This is a genomic window from Chamaesiphon sp. OTE_75_metabat_556 (assembly GCF_031378165.1).
Taxonomy (GTDB): Bacteria; Cyanobacteriota; Cyanobacteriia; order Cyanobacteriales; family Chamaesiphonaceae; genus Chamaesiphon.
In genome coordinates this window covers 1-7,389 of record NZ_JANNDR010000418.1, presented here as the reverse complement: position 1 = coordinate 7,389, position 7,389 = coordinate 1, and the positions used below count along the sequence as shown (strand labels likewise).

Genomic DNA, 7,389 nt, shown 5'->3' with positions numbered 1-7,389 from the left:
TTCCACAATAGTGCCGATCTTTTTAGAGGCTGAAGCTGTTGGCATACAACGATTGTAGCTGTATAGATCGCTAATTAGTGCCGATCTTTATGCCGATCTGAAAACCTTGAAGACAACCGATTTTCGACTTCGGCTATAATTTCTATAGAACCTATAGTAAATTTTTTGGCTCATGTCTGGAGTAACTGTATCTGCCCATACAAGTAAAGAAATCGTCGATCGACTCGATACCATTGCGAAAGCTGAACGCAGGAATAGATCGCAAGTAGTTGGTATGGCGTTAGATTTATTTGTCGGACTACCCCCTTCTGTGCGTGAAGCTTGGCTCAAAATTAGCACTACCGGATCGGAGCAGCAACTAAAAACATTAATGGATAAGATGGCTAGAACCATTATTGATGCCCAGTATCAAGCTGCACATACTCAGGTAATAGCAGAAATGCAAATTGAGCAGCTAGAACCATTGAGTACGGAGGAGGAGATTCTGGCTGCTGCTGCTAATGTTAGCAGACAAAAATAGCGATCTCTTGCCCCTCAATATTGAACGTTGGATTGCCCTAATCGTTGTGATTAGGGCGATTTTTATATTTACTGGATTTGCTCGATCGAGTCTGGTCGCACAGGAAGCTGGGGATATTGAGGATCTGGGGTATTGACGAACATCAATCCCGGTAACAACCAAATTACTATCTGTTTACCCACGTTCCTCGCCTTTTTCCAGATTGCGGTGCTAACTTGTTTTTGTGATATCTGTAGATCTATGTCAATGTGGACGCGCATGTAATTGTTTTCCATTGGGGTTTTATTAGCCAACTCTGCCGATCTATCGTCTACTGTTTGATTATCCATTTTGGTTGTGATTAAACTCTACAACTCTCATGAAACAACAGTTTCTAACGATTTGGTGTTGCTCGGCGACAGATCCAGCGACAAATTATATAAATTTTCTCGATATTTTCTGAACAGCTTGTCCTGTAAGCTTTTGTACAAATTGGGGTACAATAATTTAGTTTTTGTCGCTCGATTTGTCGCTCGGCGACAAATTCACACATTTAGTGGCAACCGAGATATGGGTGAGGTTTAGTGGCTGAAGAGTATTACAAGTTAAACCAAAATGGCATAGTTGCTCGTAATGAGCTATTGCTGCTGCTTGGTATCAAACCTCGATCGACAGGAAAGTTGAATGGAACATTTAATGCAAAAGAGATAAAAGAAGACTTATTCTCAACAACTCTAGCTCGTGATAAGAGCCTTACACCTCTGTTAAATCAAACTGATGAAACCAGATCGGTATCCTTGGATATAATCAAGCAGTTTTTTGTGACATTGCTAGAAAAAATCGCAGATAATTATCAGGAAAAATATAATTCAAGTTTGCAATTTATGGATTTGAGCTTGCTGGAGAAACTAAAACTCAATCCAATTATATCTAATCTTGAATTAAGAGAATATTTTATCGCATATATTAAGCCCGATCCTAAAACAAAAGCTAAATGGGACTTCCCTGTTGACGATCTACTTGAAAAAGTTGACTATGTAAACGATTCATATCAGCCTTCAAAAGATATACCTCAGAAGCAAGACTTATTTCAACAATCTTTTAGTCTGCCGAACAGGAGCGAGTGTGAAAAAATAGTAGATTTATTATGGCATCTTGACTATCAAGATCAAGAAGATGAATTTGCGAGGGTATTACAGGGTAGTAATCAATGCATGTCTTTTTCAGTTGTTGCGCCTTGCCTTAATACGCAGAAATGGATATTAAAACGCTTGTTGAGGCGAATTAAATTGACAGATCCTCAGAAGATTAAAGTTATTGGATTGAATAGACATCAAATGAGACTCGATCCAAAACTCCTCTGGCAAGAATTGTCGCCGTCTTCACAAATGCCACTAGAGCAATCAGAACAAAATGAAATCATCAAAATGCTGTGCAGCTACGCTACTGAAACTCCAGTTATTTTTGTGATTCATAGTTTTGATAAATTTGAATCTGCTCAACAATACATAGTTGAAAAATTCTGGAATAAAATTAATTCAGAAATGCTAAGTGATGCCATAAGCTTCCCATTGATGCTCTTCCTTGTAGATAAATGTCGTCCCACTTGCTTACCTGCTAATATCACTGAATTAGCTCCATTGGAGATGATTACACAAGGTCATATTGAAAACTGGTCGCATAGATATAAGGATTTTAACTATTTCATGAATGAACTTAGTCAGAAAAAAGATTGGTCAACTGATGAATGGAAATGGACAAACCCTTCGTCAGTTATCGATCGAATATGTTATGAGTTCGGGTTTAAGAACGGAATTGTAGATATTGAGGAAAATTGGGAATGGACATTATGACAAATCAACAGATTAAGCAACCAGTATATGAAGGTACATTTCAACCAGATATCGAAGGAATAAAAGATTCCTCTGGACGAGAATATTTTCCATACATCCCCGATCCAAAACTAGTCAAAGCGGTAAATTTAGCAATTAAGCTCAATCGCCCATTGTTATTAGAAGGCGAACCAGGCTGCGGTAAAACGCGGTTAGCCGATGCGATCGCGTATGAATTTACCCACAATTATTTGGAAGGTAAGACTGATGACAACAGAAATCAACTCTGGTGGAATTATTATGCTTGGAACGTTAAGTCGGTCGGACAGGCTAGAGATGGGTTGTACAACTTTGATGCGATCGCTAGACTGCGAGATTCGCAATTAATTGGTGCCGATCCTAAAAATTTAAAAGAGATTTTAGGCGATGATTATCAAAAGCTGAAAGATCGATTGACCGACAAACGAAAATATGTGACCTTGGGCAAATTAGGGCAAGCATTAGCACAGCAAAATGTCGAACGTCCGATCGTCTTAATTGATGAGATTGATAAAGCTGACAGTGATTTCCCTAATGATTTGTTGGTGGAACTCGATCGATTGTCGTTTGAGATCCCTGAAACTGAAGAAATTTATCCCCACTTTGATGCTGAGATTAAGCCCAAACCAATTGTGATTATCACCAGTAATCAAGAGCGGCCACTACCAGAACCCTTTCTGCGGCGGTGTCTTTACTACTATCTCAGTTTCCCCAATGAGACCCAACTAGAAGAGATTATCAAAACTCGGTTCGGATCTAAGATTAGACAACGACAACAATTAATCAATAAAACTATCGCACATATCAAACAGACTAGGACGCTACTCGAAAAACAACCAGGTAGTAAATTACCAGGAACTAGCGAGTTACTAGATTTTCTGACGATCTTAAAAGACGAAACTGTCAAACAAGGGATTGAGGAGCTGAAAACATTACATGAGAATCCACATTTGTTAGGGATTATTCTCAAAACTCAAGCCGATCAAAAAATCTACCAAGATGCCCGTCAAAAGGGACAACTAGAGGTAATGTGATGGCAGAATATATCAAATTCATCTCTGCTAGAGAACCCGCACAACGACATATTAAAAAAATACCGATCGCAGACTCTCGCGTATTTATGCCCATGCTGGATTTATTTCAGCAGTTGCGCGATGCGGGGATGAAACTCACGCTTCAGGATTATGAGTTATTGCGGCAATCGTTGGGAGATGATTATGAAGCAACTAATTGGGAAGATTTGCGAGATATTTGTCGGTTATTGTGGGTCAAGCCGAGTTTAAACTACGATCGCGATATCTTCGATCGAGAATTCGATCGATATCAAGCAGCAAAAGAACAGGAATTCGATCGATGGTTAGGAAATCAGCAACCAGAAACCAACTCAGGGCAAACTCCTTCAATTAACTTTGGAGTATTACCGCAAATCCCCCCACGTAAACAAACTCTGGCAGCATCTTCAGAGCTAAAGTATGACGCTCCGCCGATTGGGGAAGGAGTAAATGCGGTTAAGAAAGATCGTCCTAAATCTTCGCGATTTAGACCGGATTTTGCAGTGCAAGTACCCATCTCACAGACAATATTCCAGCAGGCTTGGCGGTCATTACGCCGACCGATTAGCGATTTGCGGTTATCAGAATTAGATGTGTTGGCGACAGTAGAGCGGATTGGGCAGGAAGGATTTTTTAGAGATATCGTCACCCGTCCGCTGGCACAGAAGAAGGCAGAACTATTGCGACTAGTTGATGATAGTAATGCGATGTTGCCTTTTATGCCTGTGATGCAACCGTTGGTTGATACCGTACTAAATCGGCGCATTGCTCCAGCATTAATTTATCGTTTCAATCAGTACCCGACTAATTATCTATATCAATGGCAGCATCCATTACGGGGTGTGCCATTAGATCGAGTATTAGGGCGATTAAATCGGCAGCGGACGGTAGTAATCATTTTGAGTGAAGCAGGGGCGGCGAGTCCGTTATATCATCAGGAACGAGTCATTGGAACGGGGAAATTTTTAGAACGATTATTACCTTGCGTGCGCGAAGTATTGTGGTTAAATCCCTTGCCCTATGAGCGATGGGCAAATACAACAGCCACAGCGATTCAGGTGGCAATGGCAGGGCGAATGGTACCTTTTGAAATCGGTAAATGGCAACAGTTATCACAAACGCGAGAATTTAGATCGGGAGTACAGTTATGGTCATTGATGCAAACCGAGATCCTAAGATCGAGCGACAGCGGGATATTGCCGAACGACAAGTTACCCTATTTACCGAAAGATATGGACAAGTAATGCTGGATTTTGCCTGTCATGCGGCATTTCCTCAAATGTTGACGACGGATCTAGTTTATTTACTGCGCCAACTATTACACGAACAGTACGGCCTAGACTTACCTTGGTCGGCGGCTCCAGAGTTATTACTATCCAATTTATGTGATACTGCCGGACACGATTTGTATGGGATGAGTGTGGGGATACGGGGGGTATTATTAGCGCAATTAGTCGTCAAATTTAAACCCGAACGTTTGGATGAATTGGCTCAATGGATGGGCGAGTATATTCAACATCGGTTAGAAATAGATTCGCCTGGTCGTGCGAAGGTATTGGGAGATCCTAGTGAATGGACTGTTTTAGCCTGTTTAAGAAATGACGATCGGATCGCCCAAGCCATTAAAGAGCAGTTGCGCCAACTACTTGCAGAAACAGACGATCCTACCGATCGATTTCGGTTATCAGCTTTGGTCGAAGATCATGCAGATTTATTAGCCCAGCGAGGGTTACAACCATTTAAGTTGCAAGATTTAGCTCGAAAAATTGAGCAGAATAACTGGGATACATCAGAGCCAGAAGATCCGATCAAAATCATTCGATCGATTATGGGCTTAAATAATTTTCCACTACTTCAAAGTAAGGAAATTTCCTATGTTACTATTTCGTTTGAACAGACTGAAATAGATTCAGGTGATGCCCTCTATCCCTTTGAATTTGAAACTGTCCAGGTTGATGAACGGGGAGATATTGTTTATCAAGAGCAATGCCGAGTACTTGTTTTTCGAGAGCCATTAGCACCAGAGATCGGACTAGAAATGGTGGCGATACCGAGTGGTAAATTTATGATGGGTTCACCAGATTTAGAACACGATCGATACCCTGATGAAAGTCCCGAACATGAAGTCACAGTACAACCATTTTTCATTGGGAAATACCCAATTACTCAATCTCAATGGCGCGTAATTGCTAACACCCCTGAAATAGAGCGAAAACTCAATCCCGAACCATCTCATTTTAAAGGGGATAATCGACCTGTAGAAGAGGTATCTTGGCAAGAAGCTGTTGAATTTTGTCAACGACTATCGCGAGAGACAAAGCGAGATTATCGACTGCCAACTGAGGCTGAATGGGAATATGCTTGTAGAGCTGGAACTACTACTCCCTTCAATTTTGGTAAGACGATCGCAGGTAAGTTAGCAAATTATGATTCTGATGTAACTTATCTTCAAGAACGCAAAGTTAAAAGTAAAGAAGAAACAACACCTGTAGGTGATTTCCCACCTAACGCTTTTGGTTTGTACGATCTGCACGGAAATGTATGGGAATGGTGTTTAGATAATTGGCATGATAATTACGAAGGTGCGCCAACTGATGGAAGTGCTTGGTTATCTGACAATGAAGGTGCTAGACGCTTACTGCGGGGCGGCTCCTGGTACTATATTCCGCGTTTTTGCCGCTCTGCTACTCGCTACTTCAATTCCCCCGACAACCGCAACGTCATTATCGGTTTTCGAGTTGTCTGCGAGATCCCCAGGACTTAGTAGCCCTTTACCCTTCTTACTCTTTTGCCCTTTTCTCTTTATTTTCTACCCTCTATTTCTCACCAAAGGCGAGTCGATTTATTTTTCAGCCAACACCAACCACTCCCGCACGTAAATCCCCTCTTGGGAGGGGTGGCGCAGAGCGACGGGGTGGGTTAGATCTACGATCGCACCCTCTACTTCCGACTGCTCCGACACTGCTAGTGGTGAGATGGTTGGGGGGTGGTTAGTTGGTATCGGAGATCTGACCCACCCCGCCCATTCGGGCACCCCTCCGAGGAGGGGATTTACATGCGATCTCGATCTTTGATCCAGCGATCGATCTGATTTACTACCATCTCAATATTTTGCTTGACATCACGATCGCTAAATCGTAAAAATCTGACACCTAAAGACTCTAATATTTCTTGTCTAATTCGATCGTTCACCTTTGCTTCCTCGCCATCGTGACTACTCCCGTCGATCTCAATGGCTAGCTTCAAATCCTTACAATAAAAATCGACGATATACCGATCGATCGATCTTTGTCTATCAAAATCATAACCCCGCATCTGCTTCCGTTTCAATTGCTGCCACAATAATACTTCCCCCAAAGTCATATTATTTCGCAACTTCCGCGCCAATTCCCTCAAATGCTTTGCATAACCAATCACCTCTCGCCTGCAAATCTCTTCTTGAGAGGGCTGCCCGCCAGAGCAGTCTGGGTAAATCCCCTCCTTTGAGGGGTGCCCGAATGGGCAGGGTGGGTAAATCCCCTCCTCGGAGGGGTGCCTGCAGGGTGGGGTGAGTAGATCTAGGCTCACACCATCTAAGTCTGAATGCTCCGCCATCACCAGATCGATCGAATTACACATCTATTTTATCTAAATGTAGGCATGAGGCGACCGAGAGATTATTAGTGGGTATCGAAGATCTGACCCACCCCGTCGCTCCGCGCCACCCCTCCCAAGAGGGGATTTACATGCGATCGATTTACCCCTCTTCTATCACTCTAGGAGAGATAAAATAGAAAGGTAGGGCTGAAGAGAAGGCAAGGCATATGACACAGCCAAGAGCAGCAGCTCAAACGATTAGTTTTATCGACGAATATTGTAGCTATTATCAAACAACATTTCCAGAAGTTAGAAGCTACGAAGCATTTAAGCGAATGCTAATGGGAATTGTCACACCATCACAGAGAAAAAGCTTAACAACAATTGGAGA

At 42.2% G+C, this 7,389-nt stretch carries 7 protein-coding genes; 5 read left to right on the top strand and 2 right to left on the bottom strand.

From position 1 onward, the window contains the following. Positions 1-172 precede the first annotated feature (172 nt). Positions 173-520, top strand: coding sequence for a hypothetical protein (locus tag RMO27_RS16965; RefSeq protein WP_309734649.1), 348 nt, complete (start codon positions 173-175; stop codon positions 518-520). Positions 521-588: 68 nt separating this feature from the next. On the opposite strand, the gene RMO27_RS16960 is transcribed toward RMO27_RS16965, so the two are convergent. Then, on the bottom strand, positions 589-849 hold the full coding sequence (locus RMO27_RS16960) for a hypothetical protein (protein WP_309734648.1): 261 nt from the start codon (positions 847-849) through the stop codon (positions 589-591). Between the two features lie 234 nt (positions 850-1,083). On the opposite strand from RMO27_RS16960, the gene RMO27_RS16955 reads away from it, so the two are divergent. From RMO27_RS16955 to RMO27_RS16940, 4 genes are read left to right on the top strand one after another with little or no spacing between them, the layout of a single operon-like run. Next, positions 1,084-2,352 carry a hypothetical protein gene (locus tag RMO27_RS16955; RefSeq protein ID WP_309734645.1) on the top strand — a complete coding sequence of 423 codons (1,269 nt, stop codon included), beginning with the start codon at positions 1,084-1,086 and terminating at the stop codon, positions 2,350-2,352. Next, positions 2,349-3,404 carry a MoxR family ATPase gene (locus tag RMO27_RS16950; protein WP_309734643.1) on the top strand — a complete coding sequence of 352 codons (1,056 nt, stop codon included), beginning with the start codon at positions 2,349-2,351 and terminating at the stop codon, positions 3,402-3,404. The genes RMO27_RS16955 and RMO27_RS16950 overlap by 4 nt, the downstream gene beginning before the upstream one ends. Continuing rightward, complete coding sequence (locus RMO27_RS16945; protein ID WP_309734642.1) at positions 3,404-4,666, top strand: hypothetical protein; 1,263 nt, start codon at positions 3,404-3,406, stop codon at positions 4,664-4,666. Before RMO27_RS16950 ends, RMO27_RS16945 begins: the two co-directional genes overlap by 1 nt. After that, entirely contained in the window at positions 4,570-6,186 is a 1,617-nt protein-coding gene (locus tag RMO27_RS16940) for a formylglycine-generating enzyme family protein (protein ID WP_309734641.1), read from the top strand. The genes RMO27_RS16945 and RMO27_RS16940 overlap by 97 nt, the downstream gene beginning before the upstream one ends. A 287-nt stretch (positions 6,187-6,473) precedes the next feature. On the opposite strand, the gene RMO27_RS16935 is transcribed toward RMO27_RS16940, so the two are convergent. Then, on the bottom strand, positions 6,474-7,040 hold the full coding sequence (locus tag RMO27_RS16935; protein WP_309734639.1) for an endonuclease domain-containing protein: 567 nt from the start codon (positions 7,038-7,040) through the stop codon (positions 6,474-6,476). Between the last annotated feature and the right edge of the window lie 349 nt (positions 7,041-7,389).

Coding starts and splice junctions, on each gene's coding strand:
- RMO27_RS16965 (WP_309734649.1), top strand. CDS start 173: ATGTCTGGAGTAACTGTATCTGCCCATACAAGTAAAGAAATCGTCGAT.
- RMO27_RS16960 (WP_309734648.1), bottom strand. CDS start 849: ATGGATAATCAAACAGTAGACGATAGATCGGCAGAGTTGGCTAATAAA.
- RMO27_RS16950 (WP_309734643.1), top strand. CDS start 2,349: ATGACAAATCAACAGATTAAGCAACCAGTATATGAAGGTACATTTCAA.
- RMO27_RS16945 (WP_309734642.1), top strand. CDS start 3,404: ATGGCAGAATATATCAAATTCATCTCTGCTAGAGAACCCGCACAACGA.
- RMO27_RS16940 (WP_309734641.1), top strand. CDS start 4,570: ATGGTCATTGATGCAAACCGAGATCCTAAGATCGAGCGACAGCGGGAT.
- RMO27_RS16935 (WP_309734639.1), bottom strand. CDS start 7,040: ATGTGTAATTCGATCGATCTGGTGATGGCGGAGCATTCAGACTTAGAT.